Origin of the sequence: Maribacter dokdonensis DSW-8 (assembly GCF_001447995.1) — a bacterium.
Classification (GTDB): domain Bacteria; phylum Bacteroidota; class Bacteroidia; order Flavobacteriales; family Flavobacteriaceae; genus Maribacter; species Maribacter dokdonensis.
Window position 1 is genome coordinate 15,681 of the sequence record NZ_LDPE01000006.1, and the last position, 19,616, is coordinate 35,296.

Sequence of the window (19,616 nt, forward strand, 5' to 3'; positions counted from 1 at the left end):
TAGATGTTCTTTGCAAAATTAACTAAAATATGTGTAATCTTAACATAGAGGTAATAACGAGTATGTAAGTAGGTTAAAATAGAACATAAATTGGGAAAATATGATGTAGTAAGAGCTTTATAACGGCTGTATGTTTGTAGTGTAAATTATAATGAACCCGTAAAATAATTTATTATGAAAAACCTAGTAAAATTCACAACAGTTGTTGCCTTTATGTTCGCTACAGTAGCAGGCATGGCAAGAGAGCCAAAGTTAAACCTATTATCTGCAGGAAAAGCCAAGAGTGTGGTTTTAACGATGGATGCATCTTCTAATGGTGTACAGGTTAAGTTAATGGATTCTGATTTAAATGTTATTTATTCAGAGAAAATGACACAGGGTCATTTTAGCAAGAAATTAAATTTAAAAGATTTGACAGATGGTGTATACTTCCTATCTGCCGATGATAACATGACAAAATATTCATATACTATTGTTTTAGATAACAATGATGTGAAAATCGTAGAATCTGATGAAGATATCAAGCCTTTCTTTAGAAAGACCGATAACATGATCTTCATGAACTATTTAAACTTAGACAAGTCTAAATTATCTATAAAGATATACGATACAGAAAGTAGAACAGTATTTACACAAGAAGTAGCAGACGAAATGATCGTTGAAAAAGCTTTCAATTTCGCAGATGCTTTCCCAGGTACTTACACTGTAACAGTGAAGTCAGCTGGTAAAACATATACTGAAGAGTTTGTTGTTAATTAAGTTGATTTAAGTTGATTAAGAAGGGGACGGGAGCGTCCCCTTTTTTGTTTTCTATAGTTTTAAGTACGTAAATGCCCAGTACATAAGGGCAAATTGTATTGGTAGTCGCAATAAAAGTGCCCATTTAGGAAAACCGGCACTAGCCTTTTCACTAGACAACATATAAAAGTGAACCAATAAAAATACTGCTAACATCGCTATTAAACCATAAATAGCAAGGTCTTTTGTTTCTTTGAAAAACAACCCTACACCTAAAATAATTTCAGCAATACCACTTAATAAGACTAAAGCTTTATGAAACGGAAGGTACCTGGGCATTATTCTCAGGTATACCTTGGGTTTTATAAAATGTAAGGTACCTGCAATAATATAAATTGCGCCCATTACATATAAATGCCAAGGATATGTCATAAGTGAATAAAGTTATGCTTTTGTATTAGCTGAAATCCAGTTCATTATTTTTTCTTCTAGAAGTGCTAATGGAACACAGCCAACTTCAAGAACTTTTTCATGAAAAACCTTGATGTCAAAATCTTTACCAAGGTTGGCTTCAGCTTTTGCCCTAAGTTCTAAAATTTTAAGCTGCCCTATTTTATAGGACAAGGCTTGACCAGGGTTTGCCATATATCTTTCAATCTCTGCAGTAATACTAGCTTCGGATTCAGCCTCGTTATCCAAAGAATATTGAATTGCTTTTTCCCTAGACCACCCTTTAGAGTGTAGACCGGTATCTACCACCAAACGAACGGCACGATGCATTTCTGCACCAAGCATCCCAAAATATTGGTAAGGGTCTGTGTAAAGTCCTAATTCTTTACCTAAAGATTCGGTATATAATGCCCAGCCTTCGCCGTATGCACTGTACCATAACGTTTTTCTAAATTGAGGCAAGCTCTCATTTTCTTGGGTCAGCGAAATCTGAAAGTGATGACCAGGTATGGCTTCATGTAAAAACAGATCTTCATCAGAATACGTATTGTAAAAAGTAACATCTGGTATGGGAACATAGAAAATACCTGGTCTTGTGCCATCTAAAGACCCGGGATTGTATTCTGCGCTGGCAGATGCTTCTCTGAAAGCCTCTGTTCGTCTAACCTCGAACGGAGTTTTCGGTTGTTTACTGAACAAGGCATTTACCTTGGGCATCATTTTTTTATGAATGTCGTTAAAATTATCAATAACCTGTTGGGGGTCTGTAAATGGCATTAACTCTTTTTTAGTGCGAACTTCATTAAAAAATGCTTTTAGATCCCCTTTAAAGCCAACTTGTTTTTTAACGTTTTCCATTTCTGCACTAATTCTGGCAACCTCTTTTAACCCAATTTCATGAATTTCATCTGCCGTTAAATTAGTGGTAGTGTATAATTTAATTTGGTGCGCATAAAAAGCATCTCCATTGGGTATACCTTGTATACCACTGGTTTCTCTGCCGGCATTTAGATATTCGGTTGCCATAAAATCATGCAATTCTTTGTAGGCAGGAATAATTTTGTTGTTAATGATTTTCGTATAGGTATCCGTCAACCTTAATTGATCTGATTCGCTAAAGTCAGCTGGAAAGTTCTTAATTGGAGAATAGAACAAATTGTTTTCTAACTTGGCATCTGCAACACTGGCTAACTGCGGTAAAACTTTTTTGATAAGTGATTTTGGCAGAACATTTTTAGCCTTTATACCCTCTTGCATTTTAGTTTTTGCAGATTGAAGCCATACCACATAATCTTCTAAACGCTTGCTCCAGTTTACGTAGTCGTCGGTTGTTTTAAATGGCTGTGCACTTGTACCACCTGCTAATTGCCCCATCATAAGATTCATTGACCACATTTGATCAATAGGCGTATAATTTTCAAAAGCAAGACCTTCTAAGTTTACCTTACACTCCCATTTAAGAATTGCTTTGGACATTTGCTCACTTTCAGAAAGTTTTGCGTCTTCAAATTTTTCAGCTCTTTCTAAATACGTTTGGTAATAGTTTACCAATTCCTTCTTAAACGAATCAGAAAGAAAATTAGGTAGGGTGTCATTATATCTATTATCACCTTGAAAAGTGGCGTTCAGCGGATTCAGTTTTAATCCGTCGTCATAATAATGAGCCAATAAAGTTATGAAGCCAACATTATGAACGGTAGGATTTGTAGAAACCTCTCCATTAGTTTTTAATTGGGCTTGGGTATAAAGCCCAGTTATTAAGGCAAATGCAATTATTATGTTTTTCATTAAGATGGGTATTAAAAATTAAGATAAGTACTTTTTGAACCTATCTTTCTTGTACTGTGGTACAGATTCGTTGTTCATGAACAGTTCAAGTAAATCTCTTGATTTAACTTTTGAGAACATTAGTTCATAAAATTGCTGAATGGTTAAAGTGTTTTTAGATTGCTCAACTAAAATTATTTCATCACCTTTTGTTACGCTACCTTCCTTTAAGATTTTAACGTAAGTGCCCGGGTGGTTATGGTCAATAAATTCTTTCAGTATTTTTTGTGATCCAAATCTAACTCCTAGTTTATAACAAGGTTCACGTGGTTGGGTAATTTGTACAATAGCCTCGCCAATTTTGTAAATATCTCCAACACGTACTTTAGATTCATCTAAGCCGTCTACGGTTAGGTTTTCACCGAACATGCCCCAGTCCCATTTCAAATCCGGGTAGCGGCTTTTCCAATAATCATAGTAATCGGCAGAAAAAAGGTAGCACGCTTTATTGGAACCGCCATGATGTACACGGTCAATAACCGTATCGTTCTTAACATCATTTTCAGTTAAAAATAACGATGTAGATGTTGGGTATTTAAAGATGCCGGTTTGCTCAGTGGCACCGTTCCATTCAAAAGTAACCGGGTCTCCTAAATTTGTAGAAATCACCTTCATGCGGTGAAGATAAAAAAAGCACCAATAAATATGGTAATAGGTTTACTTAAAGTTGACCAAACAGTTATTAAATTGGTTAAAAACAGGTTCTGTGAATCGTTAATCAACGATTTTAATACTTAAATTTTACAAATTTCTAAATTCAATAATAAGCTATAGTCTTAATTGGTTAATATGGTATCAGCTGCTATTCTGTTATTTTGAGTATTAGATGATGAAATGTTCTCTGGAAAGTACCAGAAGGGAATGTTAACTAATACTTTTTCAATAGTCTTAGATTCTGAATCCAATTTATTTTCTTTTGTTGGTCCGGTAATAGTCAAAATGTGTTTTCCTTCATCTAAGTTTTTAATATTTAAATAAGTTTCAAAACCCATTCTGTCTTTTGCATTTGTGCTGATGATAAAATCACTTTTAAATAAGTTGGAATCTATTCGTATTGTGTAGATTTCGTTAACAGTTTCAAGATACTTTTTTAGATTTAATGAATCTTTAGTTCCGACAGCATCATTGTAGCCACTTTTAAAATCAATGGTTAATGAAGATTGAAATCCTCTCCTGTCTTTTTCAGGCTTTAATTTTTTGTTTCGATCATAAATGAAATCCTCCATTTCTTTATTATGTAATAGAAATAATTGGAGATAATTTGTTTCAATTAATTTTGAAGGTAAGGAAGCAATATTTATAAAACTGCCTTCTTCTTTAGATAGATCATTATAGTGTTCATTTAGTATTTGATATTGAGAAGAATTATTTCTTTTACTTAAATAATTCGAATTTTCATATTCTAATGAAGCGAGCGTGACAATAATTATATAAATGGGAAGTAAAATAAAACTTAAGCGTTTACCCAATTTATTGTCTAAAAAATTATAAGCTAATGGACGATATAAAAATGATAAAGTAAGTTTACTGAACACCCAATAGATAGGGAAATATAATGTTGATGTCCATTTTTTCTTTTTTAAAAACCCTTGACCTAAAAAGTCAATAAAAACTATTATAGATGAAAGAAAAAATGGAATTATGAATGTAATAATTATAGTTCGTATTGCCCATTTTGGAAGAAAAGTAAGAAGTTCGAAACTTTGAATAATTAAAACGAAACTAATGGTTACTGTAAAAAAACCGATAACATAAAATATCATTAAAAATGAAGCTGCAAAAATGATACTGCAATAGGCTTCGAGGCTGGCTATGTAACGGTCAAATGATCCAACTTTTTTCTTTAAATACGAAGTAAATTTTTCTGAATAATTAAGTGTTGAATAATTAATGTCTCCGGATACATATCTTAAACCTATGGCACCTATCCATAAACCTCTTAAAAGTACGTGGATAATTAAATTAAAGGTAAAAATCTGGCAACATATAAGTAGAATTGCCCAAAATTGTCCAAATTCATCTGCTCCCGCAATTACGCTTTCCGATGCTTTTAACTCTAAGGGTTCGTTTGCTGCAAACAGACCATAAATTGCAAAACCAGAGATAATCAATTCTAATTGCCAACTTTCTTGTTGTAACTTATCCAGTAATTTTTTGAAATTGACGCTTCGGTAGTTAGTGCTCATTTAATTCTTAGTTTCTTTACTGAAAGATAACAACATTTAACAAAAAAGCCACTACAAAAAATGTAGTGGCTTTTTCAAAATTATAAGAAATGGAAATTACTTCACCATCTCATAACTACGTTTAATAAACTCTGTTAATGCCTTACCTTTAAGTAAGCCTTTGGACAACTTTGCCAAGTCAAGTGATTGGTTGATCAATCGCTCTTTTTTCTTCGCTGTTTTTGTATTTAAAAACTCGCTGACCAATGGGTGATTGGTATTGACGATAAGGTTATACATATCTGGCATAGCTCCCATACCGAACATACCACCGCCACCGCCGGTCTGTTGCATTTCTTTCATACGGCGCATAAACTCAGGTTCTGTAATGGTGAACGGAGAAGCGTCACTATCCATTGCTTCCAATTGAACGGTGAAGCTTTTATCTGTAATAGCTTCTTCCAATTCTTTTTTCAAAGTCTCTTTTTCTTCATCTGAAAGTTTAGAGATTTGAGTTTCCTCTTTTTGGATCAACTTATCTATATGGTCTGCATCTACACGAGCAAAAGATATGTTCTCTTTAGAACCTTCAAGTTTTTGCATTAGGTGACCAATAATTGGTGAGTCTAATAGCAATACTTCATAACCTTTAGCTTTTGCTGTTTCAATATAGCTGTGTTGCGCTTCTTTATCGGAAGCATACAGAATTATGGTTTTACCATCTTTATCTGTCTGTGCATCTTTAATTTTTTCCAATAGCTCATCATATGTAAAGTATGAACCGTCTACGGTTGGGTAAAGTGCAAATTTATCTGCTTTGTCAAAGAACTTATCTTCTGACAACATTCCGTATTCAATAACGATTTTGATATCGTTCCATTTAGCTTCAAAATCTTCTCTGTTGTTTTTGAACAAAGAGTTTAGTTTATCGGCAACTTTTCTGGTGATGTAAGAAGATATTTTCTTAACGGCACCATCTGCCTGTAAATAAGAACGAGAAACGTTTAACGGAATATCTGGAGAGTCTATAACTCCACGTAACATAGTCAAGAATTCAGGAACAATACCTTCAACGTTATCTGTTACGAAAACTTGATTTTGGTATAACTGAATTTTGTCTTTCTGTACATTAAGATCATTTGTTAATTTAGGGAAATAAAGAATACCCGTTAAGTTAAAAGGATAGTCAACATTTAAATGAATGTTGAATAATGGCTCCTCAAATTGCATTGGGTACAATTCTCTGTAGAATTCTTGGTAATCTTTTGCTTCTAAATCAGCCGGTTGTTTTGTCCAAGCTGGGTTAGGGTTGTTAATGATATTATCTACTTCTTGGGTAGGAGCTGGGTCATCTTCTTTTGCATCTTCCGGTTTCGGTAAAGTTTCCGTTTTCATTCCAAATTTAATTGGAATAGGCATAAACTTGTTGTACTTGCTTAACAAACCGCTGATTTTGCTGTCTTCAAGAAACTCGGTTGAGTCTTCTGCGATATGAAGAATTATTTCTGTTCCACGGGTTTCTTTTTCTGCCGGTTCCATTACAAACTCTGGAGAACCGTCACATGACCAATGTACCGCAGGTTCGTCTTTGTAACTTTTTGTAATGATCTCTACTTTATGAGCTACCATAAATGCAGAATAGAATCCTAGACCAAAATGACCAATAATTCCAGAATCTTTTGCAGTATCTTCATACTTGTTCAAAAACTCCTCTGCGCCTGAAAATGCTACTTCGTTAATGTATTTTTTAACCTCATCTTCTGTCATACCAAGACCTTGGTCAATGATATGAAGTTTTTTACCTTCTTTGTCCGCCTTAATTTCAATGATGGGATTACCATACTCTACTTTGGCTTCTCCAATAGAGGTCAAATGCTTTAATTTTAAAGTTGCATCTGTTGCGTTAGAAACGAGTTCTCTTAGAAAAATTTCATGATCACTGTACAAGAATTTCTTGATCAGTGGAAAAATGTTGTCTACCGACACATTAATTTTACCTGTTGCCATTTTTTTATATGTTTTATGCCACATTCATCGTGGCCATTGTTAAATGTTTGCTTCACGGGTAAGGACAAAAAAAATACCATAGTAGGTAAGAGTGACAAACTGACAGTTGAAGGGTCGTAAAAGTTTAACAAATATTTTTGTTTAATTTTTAATTAAAAAAGTTAAACATAATGTATATTTGTTCTGTGATTGGGAATAATTGCTATGAAAAAGTTTTTCAAACACAATCACGCGTTGATTATTTATTGGTTAGGTTGTTAAGAACGTGTTACTGCTAGGTGGCACGTTCTTATTACAAAAACCAACATGAACTATTTTCTACTGTTCATTTTTTCTGCCATTTTTAAATAAAAAGATATGTGCGCTAAAGCTAAAAAGGTTACTAAAGAAGTTATAATAGCCAAGTTTATGGATTATGTTTTGGAGCATGAACATTTGCCAAAAACGGTCTATAAGTTCTGTAAGGTCAATGCAATTGAAGAAGCGGATTTTTATTTGTATTTCGGTTCTATTGAGGCTTTGAAGAAGGGAGTTTGGAATTCCTTTTTTGAAAATACAATCAATGTCATAGAAAAAAATGCAGATTATCAATCATATGCCAATAGAGATAAAATGCTTACGTTCTTCTACACTTTTTTTGAGGTTTTGACCTTGAATAGAAGTTATGTATTGTACATCATGGAACGTGCAGAGAGTCCTTTGAAAAATCTAGCCCAATTAAAGGATCTTAGAAAAAATGTAAAAGATTACGCCAAACGTCTTATTATAGAAGGAAATGAGCAAAAGACTAGTAAGATAACAAAGCATAATCCACACTTGTTTTCAGAAGGGGCTTGGTTGCAGACCTTATTTTTAATGAATTTTTGGAAATCGGATGATTCTGCAGCTTTTGAAAAAACAGATGTAGCCATTGAGAAATCTGTTAATACAATTTTTGACGTTTTCGATAATACACCATTAGAGAATATCCTAGATTTTGGAAAATTTCTTTATAAAGAAAAATTTGCCTAATGTAATCTAAAGGTCATGAAAACACTTGATAAAATACCTACCGGGAAGATAGAAAGAGCAAGTAAACTGGTAAAGACAGGCGCTAAAATAGGAGGTAACTATGCTAAATATTTTGGTAAAAAAATCATCAATCCAGAAACTACCAAAGATGAGTTGAACGAAGACAATGCGGCAGATATTTATGATGGGTTAAAATCTTTAAAAGGTAGTGCCCTAAAGGTAGCTCAAATGCTGAGCATGGAAAAGAATTTATTGCCTAATGCCTATGTTGAGAAGTTTTCATTATCACAATTTTCAGTTCCCCCTTTATCTGCACCTCTGGTTAGAAAAACCTTTAAAAAATATTTAGGTAAGTTTCCTGAAGAGGTTTTTGACTCTTTTGAAAAAGATTCTATAAATGCAGCAAGTATTGGTCAGGTCCATAAAGCTACAAAAGACGGTAAGACCTTGGCGGTAAAAATTCAATATCCAGGTGTTGCACAAAGTATAAGTAGCGACCTAGCTATCGTTAAGCCTATTGCCATTCGTATGTTTAATTTACAGGGTAAGGATTCGGATAAATATTTTAAGGAAGTTGAACATAAACTTGTAGAGGAAACAGATTATATTTTAGAAGTTGCTCAAAGCAAGGAAATAACTGAAGCTTGCAGGGTAATTCCCAATATAAATTTTCCAAATTACTATACTGATTTATCTAGTGAGCGTATTATCACTATGGATTGGATGAGCGGTAAGCATTTGAGCGAGTTTACCAAGACCAATTTTGAACCAGAGACAGGTGATAAGTTGGGGCAGGCTCTTTGGGATTTTTATATGTATCAGATCCATGCTTTACGAAAAGTGCATGCAGACCCGCACCCGGGCAATTTTTTGGTCAGTGAAGACAATGAACTAATTGCTATAGACTTCGGATGCATAAAAGAGGTGCCAGATGCTTTTTATGTTCCTTATTTTGAATTGGCTGATCCAAAAAATATTTCCGACGATAAAATATTTACTGAAAAATTGTATCAACTTGAAATTTTGATGCCTACGGATACTCAACAAGAAATAACGTTTTTCAATTCTATATTCCACCAACTCTTAAGTTTGTTTACATCACCCTTTCATAAAAAAGATTTTGATTTTGGTGATGAGGTTTTTTGGGCTAAGATTGCAGATTTGGGCGAGCAGTTTTCATCGGATAAGCAAATAAGAAAGATGAATGGTAATAGAGGGTCCAAACACTTTTTGTATATGAACAGAACTTTTTTTGGTCTGTATAATTTACTTCATGATCTAAAGGCGAATATTAAGGTCGATAACTATAAAAAGTACCTTTAAGTAGGTAACAGTCATAACAAGTGTTGGTTATATTTTTAATGTGATTTCTTAATAGTTGTTTATATTGCAACACTAATTCAACCTGAACGATCAGGATTAAAAAATTACTATGTATAATTCTAAAATAATTGGCTTAGGTCATTATGTACCTGAAAATGTAGTGACAAATGACGATTTGTCTAAGGTGATGGATACAAATGATGCTTGGATCCAAGAAAGAACCGGTATAAAGGAAAGAAGACATGTAGTTAAGGGTGATGGCGATACTACAACTACAATGGGTGTTAAGGCGGCCAAAATAGCTATTGAAAGAGCTGGTATTGATAAGGATGATATAGATTTTATAGTGTTTGCCACTTTAAGTCCTGATTATTATTTTCCTGGACCGGGAGTTTTGGTACAAAGAGATTTAGGGATCAAGACCGTTGGGGCATTAGATGTTCGTAACCAATGCTCTGGGTTCGTATATGCGGTTTCCATAGCAGACCAGTATATAAAAACGGGCATGTACAAAAACGTACTTGTTATAGGTTCAGAGCTGCACTCCCATGGTTTAGATATGACAACGCGGGGTAGAAGTGTTTCCGTAATTTTTGGAGATGGAGCAGGAGCGGCTGTACTTACAAGAGAAGAAGATACTACAAAAGGTATATTATCTACACATTTGCATTCAGAAGGTCAACATGCGGAAGAACTTTCATTGATCGCTCCGGGTATGGGTAATAGATGGGTAACCGATATTATGGAAGATAGCAATCCTAATGATGAATCTTACTTTCCCTACATGAACGGGCAGTTTGTATTTAAAAACGCAGTGGTTCGTTTTAGTGAAGTTATAGTGGAAGGTTTAGAGAAGAATAAATTAAATGCTACCGATATTGATTTGTTGGTACCGCACCAGGCAAATTTGAGAATATCTCAGTTTATTCAAAAGAAATTTCAGTTAACAGATGATCAAGTGTTCAATAACATCATGAAATACGGTAACACCACAGCGGCATCAATTCCAATTGCCCTTACAGAGGCATGGGAAGCTGGTAAGGTAAAAAGTGGTGATCTTGTTGTCTTGGCTGCATTCGGCAGTGGATTTACCTGGGGTAGTGTAATCATAAGATGGTAAAAAATAAAGCACCCATGGTTTTGCCATGGGTGCTATATAGTTTTACTCAATAAGAAAAAACCAACCAATCTTCTATATTAAATATCACTATACATAATAATAGACGTATTTAATGTCTAATTGTTACGAACGGTCATGTACTATATTATCCCGGTGCGATAAAAATAAATTCTTTTGAGATAAGGTATAAAAGAAGAAACCCGGACATTCCAAAATGAATTGGAAGCCGGGCTTCAAATGCTGATAGGCTATACTAAACACTAACCATTAACTATAAACATATAGCGTTACCAACAAAATCTTTGTGCTCGTAAGAGTATTTAACTCTACTAATAGACGAAATATTGCCTAATTAGTTACTTATTAAGTGCATTTTTAACATTTTTTTATTATGAAAAAGACCCTAGTTTTCGGAGCCTCCTTAAAACCAAATCGATATAGCAATTTAGCAATACATAGACTGGTAGATTCGGGGGTGGAAACCTTTGCCTTTGGTTTAAGGGAAGGTAAGGTTTCAGGAGTCAATATCAGTAATAAGTTAGACAAAATTAATGATATTCATACAATAACCCTATATATAAACCCAAAAAGACAAGAAGAATATTATAATAGCATTGTATCGTTAGCGCCTAAACGGGTTATTTTTAATCCTGGTACAGAAAACCCAGAGTTTTATAACATATTGAGAAATAATAATATAGAACCTGAAGTTGCCTGTACTTTAGTACTGTTAAGTACCGGGCAATATTAGGCAATGTCACCTATATCGGGAGATGTATTTTTCTTACGAATAAACCATAATCCTACAAAGGTAAGTAGTCCATTTAACGGCAAAAGTTCGTAGCCAAATACGTATCCGCCTAAATACGATGCTGGTAACTTAGCCAAAAGTAAAATAATAGAGACGCAAACAAGTGCAACGATCCATACATATTTGTCTTTCACTTGGTGCTTTGTGAAAATTCCAAAAGAAAACAAGCCTAACAGAGGTCCATAGGTATATGATGCTACAGTTAGTAAGCCATCAATAACATTTCTATCTAAAATATATTTAAAGGAAATTACCACGATGATTAGAAGTATGCTCATTCCAATATGGGTAATTCTACGTGTTTTTTTAGCTACTGATTCCGGTTTTTTTTCGGTATTAAGAAAATCTACACAAAAAGAAGTGGTCAAAGAGGTAAGTGCGCTATCTGCACTACTATATGCTGCTGCAATTAAACCGAGCATAAAGGTTACGGCTACTGTTATGCCAAGACCACTGTTCAGTGCAATCTCGGGGAACAATAGGTCGGACTTTGGTGCACCATCCATAAGTGGTAAGGCTATATTATGAGCATCGGCATAGATGAATAATAAAGCACCCAAAAGCATAAATACAAAAGTGACGACTACAAGCACAACACTGAAACTTACCATGTTTTTTTGTGCTTCCCCCAAATTTCTACAAGTAAGGTTCTTTTGCATCATATCTTGATCAAGTCCTGTCATACATATCGTAATGAACATACCACCAAGAAAAGATTTAACTAAATGATTTTTAGATGAAAGGTCATCGGTAAAGAAAGTTTTGCTGTATTGCCCTAATTCTTGAGAATTTAAAAATTCAATAAAGGTCCAGTCCATTTTATCAAGAATAAAATATATGGAGAGTCCCACAGAAATCAACATGAATAGGGTTTGTAAGGTATCTGTCCAGACAATTGTTTTAATTCCCCCTTTAAAAGTATAGATCCAGATGAGTAGAATAGATAAAATTACAGTAATCTCAAAAGGAACGTTCCATGCATCAAAAACAAATTGTTGTAAAACTATTGCAACCAAAAATAGACGGAAAGCCGCACCAAGTACTCTAGAAATAAAGAAAGAAATGGCGCCAACCTTATAGCTCACAAAACCAAATCTATTATCTAGATATTCGTAAATAGAAGTTACATTCTGTTTATAATAAATTGGTAGTAATACAAATGCGGTAACCAGATAGCCTAAAAAGTACCCGAGTACAACCTGCATATAACTAAACTGAGAAGCATCTACCCAACCTGGAACAGAAATAAAGGTAACCCCGGATAATGATGCTCCTACCATACCAAAAGCAACCAAGTACCATGGAGATTGTTTACCGGCTTTAAAAAAATCTTCGTTAGAATCGTTTTTGCCGGTAAAATAAGATATGACCAGCAGTAAAACGAAATAACCGGAAATGAGCAATAGAATATGAGAGGCATTCATAAATTGAAATTTGTCGGCAAATTACAAAAAGTTAAATGACCATTTATATGTTGTGATAAACTGTAAAAGAAGTGGAGCTCTGTAGACTTGAAAAGGTACTCATCGGTAGCGATGATACGGTTTTATGTTAAATTTTAAGAAAACTATACGATACCCTTAATAAGTTTAATCGTAAATTTATACCCATATTTAACTATGGAATTCTCTTCTAAATTATTGGAAAATGCGGTTTATGAAGTCTCGCAGTTACCAGGTATAGGTAAGCGTACAGCTTTACGGCTGGTGCTTCATCTTTTAAAGCAACCAGAACAGCGTACAAGCAATTTGGCTACCTCATTATTGGATTTAAGAAGCAAAATTCAATTTTGTGAAAATTGCCATAATATTTCTGATACGGTGTTGTGTGAAATTTGTGCCAACCCGAAAAGAGATGACGCGTTGGTGTGTGTGGTAGAGGATATTAGGGATGTAATGGCTATAGAAAATACCGGTCAATTTAGAGGCAAGTACCATGTTCTAGGAGGTAAGATTTCGCCAATGGAAGGTATTGGGCCACAAAATTTGAAAATAGGGACCCTGGTAGATAAAGTGAAGAATGGCGTAATAAAGGAGTTGATTTTTGCGTTGAGTTCTACAATGGAGGGCGATACCACCAATTTTTATATTTTTAGACAAATTGAGGGTTTTGAAATTAAAACCTCTACAATAGCAAGAGGTATAGCCGTTGGTGATGAGTTAGAATATGCAGATGAGGTTACCTTAGGGAGAAGTATTTTGAACAGAGTGCCCTTTGAAGGGTCGCTTCGGCAAGATTAACTCTTGATTTTTAGTTAAGTATCAATAAAAAGGTATTTATTTTATTATTTTTGTAAAAATTACAAACAAAACAAGCTTTAAATTATCGATATGTCAAAATTTGAATTGAAACTACCACGAATGGGAGAGAGTGTTGCAGAAGCAACATTGACATCATGGTTGAAGGAGGTAGGTGATACGATTGAAATGGACGAGCCCATTTTCGAAATTGCTACGGATAAAGTGGATAGTGAAGTACCTAGTGAGGTAGATGGTGTTTTAATTGAAAAATGTTTCAATGTGGATGATGTTGTTGAAGTTGGGCAAACGGTAGCAATAATACAGGTAGGTGGCGATGTTGAAATAGAAGAACCTGAGCAAAAGGATAAAGAAGTTGAAACGGAAGAACCTGTGTTACAAGAAATGGTATCTGCAGCAGAATCTGCCGTTATGCATGCCAGGGCCCAAACATCTGTAGCGCAATTGAACGGAACTTCAGATCGCTTTTATTCTCCATTGGTAAAGAATATAGCAAGACAAGAAGGTATTTCTTTTGATGAGTTGGAGACGATTACAGGAACCGGAAAAGACGGCAGGGTAACCAAAGACGATATTTTAAACTACGTTAAAAAGGGAGAAAGTAAGCCTGTAGAAAGAATTTCTACACCAGAAAGAGCAGCTGTTCAAGAAAGGGTAGCGGTATCACAAAAAGTGGCAGCACCAGAAAAGGTATCTACACCGGTAGAAGAAAAAGTAACGGCACCACCAGCTCCGGAAAAGATAGCTCCCGCTACAGCATCTACGCAAGCCCCCACTTCTGAAAAACCTAAAACACAGGTTTCTCGAGGAGATGAGGTTATACCAATGTCAAGAATGGGGAAATTGATTGCCAAACATATGACTGACAGTGTTTCCACATCTGCACATGTTCAAAGTTTTATAGAGGTAGATGTAACTAATATTGTTACTTGGAGAAATAAAATAAAGGACGCGTTCTTTAAAAGGGAAGGCGAGAAGTTTACCTATACACCTATTTTTATGGAAGCTGTGGCCAAGGCTTTGAAGAAATATCCTATGATGAATATTTCTGTTGATGGCGATAGCGTGATAAAAAAGAAAAATATTAATATAGGTATGGCAGCTGCTTTACCGGATGGCAATTTGATCGTACCTGTAATTAAAAATGCAGATCAATTAAATTTATTAGGTATAGCTAAAGTTGTAAATGATTTGGCAGACCGATCCAGAAACAATGCCCTAAAACCAGATGAGGTGCAAGGTGGTACCTATACGGTTACCAATGTTGGTACGTTTGGTAGTGTTTTTGGAACTCCCATTATTAATCAGCCACAAGTAGGTATATTGGCATTGGGTGCTATAAGAAAAATTCCTTCGGTAATAGAAACGGCGGAAGGAGATGTAATAGCGGTGCGTAGTAAAATGTACTTATCCCATAGTTATGACCATAGAGTGGTCAATGGGGCTTTAGGTAGTATGTTCGCCAAGGCGGTAGCAGATTATCTTGAAAATTGGGATTTGAATAGAGAAGTATAGAAATAATTAATTACTAGTTAATAACACCTTGCTATATGGTATAGCAAGGTGTTTTTTGTTATAATGCTGATTGTTTAGGTGTTATGTCTATAAATAAAATTAATCAATACTAAATTTATGTGCCTAAAAAACGAAAAGGTATCTTTGTTAAAAGTAGAACTTGTATGGAATTAAAGCTTACCAGACCAATTTGTTTCTTTGATTTGGAAACAACAGGGGTAAATGTAGCAAAAGATCGTATTGTTGAGATTGCAATATTAAAAGTATACCCTAACGGAAATAAGGAGAGTAAAACTTGGCTTGTAAATCCTGAGATGACAATACCTGAAGAGGTAGTTGCCGTTCATGGAATAACAAATGAGAAGGTTGCCAATGAGCCAACCTTTAAAGAACTATCTAAGGAAATTTATAAAATGATCAAGGATAGTGATTTGGGAGGTTTTAATTCAGATAGGTTTGATATTCCCTTGTTAGCGGAAGAATTGTTGCGGGCAGATATTGATTTTGATATGAAAAACACGGTATCTGTAGATGTGCAGACCATTTTTCATAAAATGGAAAAGCGTACTTTGGAAGCTGCATATAAATTCTATTGTGACAAAGAACTTACCGATGCGCATAGTGCGGCAGCCGATACCAATGCCACTTACGAAGTTTTGCTTTCTCAATTGGACAGGTATCCGGATTTGGAAAATAACGTTAAAAAACTATCGGAATTTTCTAGAAGAAAACAATCGGTTGATTTTGCAGGTTTTATTGCTTTGGATGAAGATGGTGAAGAGGTATTTGCTTTTGGTAAACACAAAGGGAAAAAAGTACATGCGGTATTGGAGAATGAACCTGGTTATTTTGGATGGATGTTAAATGCCGATTTTCCATTGTACACCAAAAAAATACTTACTCAGATTAAATTGAGCAAATTAAACAACAAGTTGAGTTGATCATGCGTACTCTATTAATAATTTTTTTATTGATTTTTGGTACTGTTCATGCTCAAGAGGTTTTGGTTGAAGGGCATGTTTTAGATGAGAAGACAAAAACACCCGTACCTTATGCCAATGTGAGTTTTTTAAAAACACTTAAAGGAACTTCAAGTGATGAAGACGGCTATTTTTATATAGACGTACCGGAATCTTACTTGGAGCGTGAGGTGCATATTTCGGCACTTGGTTTTAAGGACACCATAATACCGGCTAAAATTATTTCTCAAAAAAAGAAGATTCATCTTAAAGAAGAAACTTTTGAGCTTGAGGAAGTGGTTGTGTCGCAAAGCTTGGGAGATTCTCAGGTATTGAACCCGGTGAGCTCATATAGTATAAAAAGTGGATTTTCATCGGCAGAGACTCCTTGGGTATTGGCATTGTATTTTCCAAATATAGGAGCTTCTAAAAAATTTATTGAGAAAATAACCATTCACGTACAGCAGAATAGTAAATTTAAAAGAGCATCATCTAAATTTAGGCTTAGGGTGTATGATGTAGATAAGAAAACGCAGAAACCAAACCATGATTTAATACGTAAAAGTATAATTCTGGAGAGTTCTAAAACTGAGGATTTTGTATCTATAGATTTATCTAGTATGAACATCAAAATGCCAGATGAGGGTATTTATATTGGGTTAGAATGGTTGTTCTTGCCTTATAATTGGTATACAAATACCTATAAACATGCTATCACCAACAAAAAAGTTGTTGAAGATAGATTTGCACCTACCTTTGCTGCAGTATATCAGAAAAACCAAAATTTTAAGACCATGGTTTATGGTATGGGAGAGTGGAGTGATTTTGCAATTAAGGCGCCAGGTAATAATGAGAATTTAATACCTGCGGTAAGTTTAAAATTGTCGAAGAAAAGATAGATTGAAATGAAGATTATTTGTATCGGTAGAAATTATACGGCCCATATCAATGAGTTGGAAAATGAAAGACCAGAAGAGCCTGTTGTTTTCATAAAGCCAGATTCATCGGTGTTGCCAAAACAACAAGATTTTTATATTCCGGAATTCTCAAATGATGTACATTATGAAGTTGAGGTTTTGGTGAAGATCAAGAAAGTAGGAAAACATATTAGTAAAGAATTTGCACCCACCTATTACGATGAAATTGGTTTAGGTATAGATTTTACGGCAAGAGATTTACAATCTAAACTAAAGGAAAAAGGCTTGCCATGGGAGAAAGCCAAAGGTTTTGATGGTGCAGCGGTAATAGGGGAGTGGTTACCAAAAACCGATTTTGAAAATATCAACGACTTAAAATTTACGTTGGTAAAGAACAATGAGGTGGTGCAAAAAGGCAATACCAGTTTAATGCTTTGGAAGATCGATGAGATTATAGCTTACGTGTCAACATTCTTTATGTTGAAAAAAGGAGATATTATTTTTACAGGAACTCCGGCCGGTGTTGGCAAAATAAGTCCAAATGACTATCTTTCGGGGAGTTTGGAAGATAAAGAACTTTTTACCTTAAAAATTAAATAATGATTTATAACCTTGATAAGATTAATGAGATGGCAGAAGGAGATCAGGATTTTATAAATTCTGTTATTTCTGTTTTTTTGGAAGAAGTGCCCGAAGATTTAGAGGCTTTAGAGAATGCCTTGCAAGCTAAAGACCATGATCAAGTATATAAATTGGCCCATAAAATTAAACCTAACGTAGATTTGTTGGGTATGGAGCAAACACGTGCCATAGCCTTAGAGATTGAGACCCTTGGTAAACAAGAGGCGAATATGGCTGAGATCGAGACAAAATTTCCATTGCTTAAGACAGATATTAATCAAGTAGTGGCAGAACTAAAAAATGACTTTCAGTTATAATGCTCGCTGAAATTATTACCATTGGCGATGAGATTCTCATTGGCCAAGTTGTAGATACCAATTCCGCTTTTATAGGAAAAGAACTCAATAAAATTGGTATTTCGGTTTATCAGATAACATCTATACAAGATGAACGGGTTCATATGTTGAATGCTTTTAAAGAAGCATCTGAGCGCGTTGATGTTGTAATTGTTACCGGCGGTCTGGGACCCACCAAAGATGACATTACCAAACACACTTTGTGTGAGTTTTTTAATGATGAACTTGTAGAGAATGCGCAGGTTCTAGCTCATGTAGAGGAGCTTTTTGCAAAATACATCAGCAATACCCCCATTTCCGATATTAATAGAATGCAAGCTTTAGTGCCTAGTAAGGCAGAGGTATTGCATAATGCAAATGGCACAGCTCCAGGAATGTTGATGAGAAAAGGAGAGGTAACATTTGTTTCGTTGCCAGGTGTACCTTTTGAGATGAAGCATTTATTGAAATCTTCGGTAATACCAAAGTTAGTAAACTATTACAAGCGACCACATATAATGCATAGAACAATAGTAACCTATGGTATGGGAGAAAGTGCTATTGCAAAACGAATAGAAGCATGGGAAAATGCATTGCCTTCTAATATAAAGTTGGCATATTTACCCAGTTTAGGTAAAGTTAGGCTTCGTTTATCTGGTAAATCGGTCGACTATGACGAGTTGGTAACCGCAATGAATCTACAGAGTGAAAACCTGTTTCCGTTGATTGAGGATATTGTTTATGGTTTAGAAGATGATCAAAGTCTAGAAGAAATAGTAGCTAAATTATTGATTGATAAAAATTTTACGCTTTCTACGGCTGAAAGTTTTACGGGTGGTATGATCGCAGAGAAACTAACTTCGTTACCTGGGGCATCTGGCTATTTTAAGGGGAGTGTGGTCAGCTATGCTACCGAAACTAAAATTAATGTGCTAAAAGTACCGGTCAAATTAGTAGAAGACTATTCTGTGGTAAGTGCAGAGGTTGCCGTTGCCATGGCAAAAGGTGCCAAAAAATTGATGAAAACTGATTTTGCAATTGCAACAACAGGCAATGCAGGACCTACAAAAGGAGACTCAAAAGCAGATGTTGGAACAGTATTTATTGCAATTGATGGTCCTACGTCACAATTTGTGCAAAAATTTCAAATGGGAAGCACTCGTGAACGGGTTGTGGAAAAGTCTGTAAATAAGGCATTTGAGCTGCTTCAAAAAGAAATTTTAAAAATGTGAACTTTATTGTTGTTGGAACGATAAAAAAGATATAAATTTGCACCCTGTTTAAAAGAAAAAGTCAGCACGATGTCAAAAGTTTGTGAAATTACGGGAAAGAAGGCGATGTTTGGAAACAATGTTTCGTTTTCAATTAATAAGACGAGAAGAAGATTTGATGTAAATCTATCTAAGAAGCGTTTTTACATTCCAGAAGAAGACCGTTGGATTACACTTAAAGTTTCTACAAGAGCTTTAAAGAGTATCAATAAGAAAGGAATATCTGCTGTTTTAAAAGAAGCAAAAGCAAAAGGATTCGTAATTAAGTAATCTGGAAAATAGAGCGTT

19 protein-coding genes are annotated in these 19,616 nt (G+C 34.8%); 13 read left to right on the forward strand and 6 right to left on the reverse strand.

Features of this window, described 5'->3' with window-relative positions; translation table 11 throughout:
- The first annotated feature begins 174 nt into the window (after positions 1 to 174).
- Positions 175 to 759, forward strand: a complete 585-nt coding sequence (locus tag I600_RS16535) for a hypothetical protein (protein ID WP_058105678.1) — start codon at positions 175 to 177, stop codon at positions 757 to 759.
- A 51-nt stretch (positions 760 to 810) separates the two neighbouring features.
- Here I600_RS16535 and I600_RS16540 read toward each other — a convergent pair whose 3' ends face one another.
- From I600_RS16540 to htpG, 5 genes are all read right to left on the reverse strand, one after another.
- Complete coding sequence (locus tag I600_RS16540) at positions 811 to 1,170, reverse strand: DoxX family protein (RefSeq protein WP_058105679.1); 360 nt, start codon at positions 1,168 to 1,170, stop codon at positions 811 to 813.
- 12 nt (positions 1,171 to 1,182) lie between these two features.
- Positions 1,183 to 2,976, reverse strand: coding sequence for a DUF885 domain-containing protein (locus I600_RS16545; protein WP_058105680.1), 1,794 nt, complete (start codon positions 2,974 to 2,976; stop codon positions 1,183 to 1,185).
- A gap of 18 nt (positions 2,977 to 2,994) precedes the next feature.
- The gene (locus I600_RS16550; RefSeq protein ID WP_058105681.1) at positions 2,995 to 3,630 is read right to left on the reverse strand and encodes an MOSC domain-containing protein; all 636 of its coding nucleotides are present in this window, start codon (positions 3,628 to 3,630) and stop codon (positions 2,995 to 2,997) included.
- A 161-nt stretch (positions 3,631 to 3,791) separates the two neighbouring features.
- Positions 3,792 to 5,201: a hypothetical protein gene (locus tag I600_RS16555; protein WP_058105682.1), complete on the reverse strand. Its 1,410-nt coding sequence runs from the start codon at positions 5,199 to 5,201 to the stop codon at positions 3,792 to 3,794.
- Positions 5,202 to 5,297: 96 nt separating this feature from the next.
- Positions 5,298 to 7,187 (reverse strand): molecular chaperone HtpG, encoded by a 1,890-nt coding sequence (htpG, locus tag I600_RS16560; RefSeq protein ID WP_058105795.1) that lies wholly within the window; start codon positions 7,185 to 7,187, stop codon positions 5,298 to 5,300.
- Between the two features lie 357 nt (positions 7,188 to 7,544).
- Between htpG and I600_RS16565 the strand changes: the two genes are divergently transcribed.
- From I600_RS16565 to I600_RS16580, 4 genes are all read left to right on the forward strand, one after another.
- Entirely contained in the window at positions 7,545 to 8,198 is a 654-nt protein-coding gene (locus I600_RS16565) for a TetR family transcriptional regulator C-terminal domain-containing protein (RefSeq protein WP_058105683.1), read from the forward strand.
- A 15-nt stretch (positions 8,199 to 8,213) separates the two neighbouring features.
- Positions 8,214 to 9,521 carry an ABC1 kinase family protein gene (locus I600_RS16570; RefSeq protein ID WP_058105684.1) on the forward strand — a complete coding sequence of 436 codons (1,308 nt, stop codon included), beginning with the start codon at positions 8,214 to 8,216 and terminating at the stop codon, positions 9,519 to 9,521.
- A 109-nt stretch (positions 9,522 to 9,630) separates the two neighbouring features.
- A complete protein-coding gene (locus tag I600_RS16575) occupies positions 9,631 to 10,641 on the forward strand; it encodes a 3-oxoacyl-ACP synthase III family protein (protein WP_058105685.1) in 1,011 nt (336 codons plus the stop codon).
- A gap of 391 nt (positions 10,642 to 11,032) precedes the next feature.
- Positions 11,033 to 11,392, forward strand: coding sequence for a CoA-binding protein (locus I600_RS16580; RefSeq protein ID WP_058105686.1), 360 nt, complete (start codon positions 11,033 to 11,035; stop codon positions 11,390 to 11,392).
- Here the strand turns inward: I600_RS16580 and I600_RS16585 are convergent.
- Positions 11,389 to 12,876 carry a sodium:solute symporter gene (locus I600_RS16585; RefSeq protein ID WP_058105687.1) on the reverse strand — a complete coding sequence of 496 codons (1,488 nt, stop codon included), beginning with the start codon at positions 12,874 to 12,876 and terminating at the stop codon, positions 11,389 to 11,391. The two genes, I600_RS16580 and I600_RS16585, sit on opposite strands and share 4 nt — an antisense overlap.
- A gap of 195 nt (positions 12,877 to 13,071) precedes the next feature.
- Between I600_RS16585 and recR the strand changes: the two genes are divergently transcribed.
- The 8 genes from recR (at position 13,072) to rpmB (ending at position 19,598) form a co-directional block, all read left to right on the forward strand.
- Positions 13,072 to 13,692 (forward strand): recombination mediator RecR, encoded by a 621-nt coding sequence (gene recR / locus I600_RS16590; protein ID WP_058105688.1) that lies wholly within the window; start codon positions 13,072 to 13,074, stop codon positions 13,690 to 13,692.
- Between the two features lie 90 nt (positions 13,693 to 13,782).
- Entirely contained in the window at positions 13,783 to 15,225 is a 1,443-nt protein-coding gene (locus tag I600_RS16595; RefSeq protein ID WP_058105689.1) for a 2-oxo acid dehydrogenase subunit E2, read from the forward strand.
- A 164-nt stretch (positions 15,226 to 15,389) separates the two neighbouring features.
- Positions 15,390 to 16,166 (forward strand): 3'-5' exonuclease, encoded by a 777-nt coding sequence (locus I600_RS16600; RefSeq protein WP_058105690.1) that lies wholly within the window; start codon positions 15,390 to 15,392, stop codon positions 16,164 to 16,166.
- A 2-nt stretch (positions 16,167 to 16,168) separates the two neighbouring features.
- Complete coding sequence (locus I600_RS16605) at positions 16,169 to 17,083, forward strand: carboxypeptidase-like regulatory domain-containing protein (protein ID WP_058105691.1); 915 nt, start codon at positions 16,169 to 16,171, stop codon at positions 17,081 to 17,083.
- A gap of 6 nt (positions 17,084 to 17,089) precedes the next feature.
- Entirely contained in the window at positions 17,090 to 17,701 is a 612-nt protein-coding gene (locus tag I600_RS16610; protein ID WP_058105692.1) for a fumarylacetoacetate hydrolase family protein, read from the forward strand.
- Positions 17,701 to 18,039 (forward strand): Hpt domain-containing protein, encoded by a 339-nt coding sequence (locus tag I600_RS16615; protein ID WP_058105693.1) that lies wholly within the window; start codon positions 17,701 to 17,703, stop codon positions 18,037 to 18,039. The genes I600_RS16610 and I600_RS16615 overlap by 1 nt, the downstream gene beginning before the upstream one ends.
- Complete coding sequence (locus tag I600_RS16620; protein ID WP_058105694.1) at positions 18,039 to 19,289, forward strand: competence/damage-inducible protein A; 1,251 nt, start codon at positions 18,039 to 18,041, stop codon at positions 19,287 to 19,289. The genes I600_RS16615 and I600_RS16620 overlap by 1 nt, the downstream gene beginning before the upstream one ends.
- Positions 19,290 to 19,358: 69 nt before the next feature.
- Complete coding sequence (gene rpmB, locus I600_RS16625; RefSeq protein ID WP_036155860.1) at positions 19,359 to 19,598, forward strand: 50S ribosomal protein L28; 240 nt, start codon at positions 19,359 to 19,361, stop codon at positions 19,596 to 19,598.
- Positions 19,599 to 19,616: the final 18 nt, after the last annotated feature.

Coding starts and splice junctions, on each gene's coding strand:
- I600_RS16540 (WP_058105679.1), bottom strand. CDS start 1,170: ATGACATATCCTTGGCATTTATATGTAATGGGCGCAATTTATATTATT.
- I600_RS16600 (WP_058105690.1), top strand. CDS start 15,390: ATGGAATTAAAGCTTACCAGACCAATTTGTTTCTTTGATTTGGAAACA.
- recR (WP_058105688.1), top strand. CDS start 13,072: ATGGAATTCTCTTCTAAATTATTGGAAAATGCGGTTTATGAAGTCTCG.
- I600_RS16555 (WP_058105682.1), bottom strand. CDS start 5,201: ATGAGCACTAACTACCGAAGCGTCAATTTCAAAAAATTACTGGATAAG.
- I600_RS16580 (WP_058105686.1), top strand. CDS start 11,033: ATGAAAAAGACCCTAGTTTTCGGAGCCTCCTTAAAACCAAATCGATAT.
- I600_RS16615 (WP_058105693.1), top strand. CDS start 17,701: ATGATTTATAACCTTGATAAGATTAATGAGATGGCAGAAGGAGATCAG.
- I600_RS16595 (WP_058105689.1), top strand. CDS start 13,783: ATGTCAAAATTTGAATTGAAACTACCACGAATGGGAGAGAGTGTTGCA.
- I600_RS16575 (WP_058105685.1), top strand. CDS start 9,631: ATGTATAATTCTAAAATAATTGGCTTAGGTCATTATGTACCTGAAAAT.
- htpG (WP_058105795.1), bottom strand. CDS start 7,187: ATGGCAACAGGTAAAATTAATGTGTCGGTAGACAACATTTTTCCACTG.
- I600_RS16610 (WP_058105692.1), top strand. CDS start 17,090: ATGAAGATTATTTGTATCGGTAGAAATTATACGGCCCATATCAATGAG.
- rpmB (WP_036155860.1), top strand. CDS start 19,359: ATGTCAAAAGTTTGTGAAATTACGGGAAAGAAGGCGATGTTTGGAAAC.
- I600_RS16605 (WP_058105691.1), top strand. CDS start 16,169: ATGCGTACTCTATTAATAATTTTTTTATTGATTTTTGGTACTGTTCAT.
- I600_RS16565 (WP_058105683.1), top strand. CDS start 7,545: ATGTGCGCTAAAGCTAAAAAGGTTACTAAAGAAGTTATAATAGCCAAG.
- I600_RS16570 (WP_058105684.1), top strand. CDS start 8,214: ATGAAAACACTTGATAAAATACCTACCGGGAAGATAGAAAGAGCAAGT.
- I600_RS16585 (WP_058105687.1), bottom strand. CDS start 12,876: ATGAATGCCTCTCATATTCTATTGCTCATTTCCGGTTATTTCGTTTTA.
- I600_RS16620 (WP_058105694.1), top strand. CDS start 18,039: ATGCTCGCTGAAATTATTACCATTGGCGATGAGATTCTCATTGGCCAA.
- I600_RS16550 (WP_058105681.1), bottom strand. CDS start 3,630: ATGAAGGTGATTTCTACAAATTTAGGAGACCCGGTTACTTTTGAATGG.
- I600_RS16535 (WP_058105678.1), top strand. CDS start 175: ATGAAAAACCTAGTAAAATTCACAACAGTTGTTGCCTTTATGTTCGCT.
- I600_RS16545 (WP_058105680.1), bottom strand. CDS start 2,976: ATGAAAAACATAATAATTGCATTTGCCTTAATAACTGGGCTTTATACC.